Origin of the sequence: Pseudomonas sp. CP-1, assembly GCF_021213715.1 — a bacterium.
Classification (GTDB): domain Bacteria; phylum Pseudomonadota; class Gammaproteobacteria; order Pseudomonadales; family Pseudomonadaceae; genus Pseudomonas; species Pseudomonas aeruginosa.
The window spans coordinates 1-390 of the sequence record NZ_JAJQKY010000068.1 but is presented as its reverse complement, the minus strand read 5'-3'; the positions used below and the strand labels follow the sequence as shown (position 1 = coordinate 390).

Sequence of the window (390 nt, the reverse complement as noted above, 5' to 3'; positions counted from 1 at the left end):
TGTCACCAGCAACCAGGTGACCATCAGCTACACCATCGACAGCACTGACACCAATGCTGCTGCGGACCTCGCAACAGCATTGAACCAAAGCAACAACATCGTGAAGAACTCCGCAACAGCGACGGGCAACACCAAGGTGACAGTGGCATACCGCTGCAACTAAGTGGTCGAGCCTGACTGCTGCTTGACAAGTCGGCACGTGGTCTTGGTTGCACAACAGCAAGCTTGAAACTCACACAAAAGGAACGATCCATGATCGAACGTAGTACCAAAGGTAATCGCCAGAAGGGTTTTACCCTGATCGAACTGGCCATTGTGCTGGGGGTCATCGCAATCCTGACTGCCTTCTTCCTGCCGGGCATGCTCAAGGCGCGTGAAGACTCCAAGCTG

At 53.8% G+C, this 390-nt stretch carries 1 protein-coding gene; it reads left to right on the top strand.

The window, feature by feature from the left end:
• Positions 1-252: 252 nt before the first annotated feature.
• The coding region (locus LT948_RS33085) for a type IV pilin protein (protein ID WP_232197175.1) at positions 253-390 on the top strand (138 nt) is incomplete at its 3' end.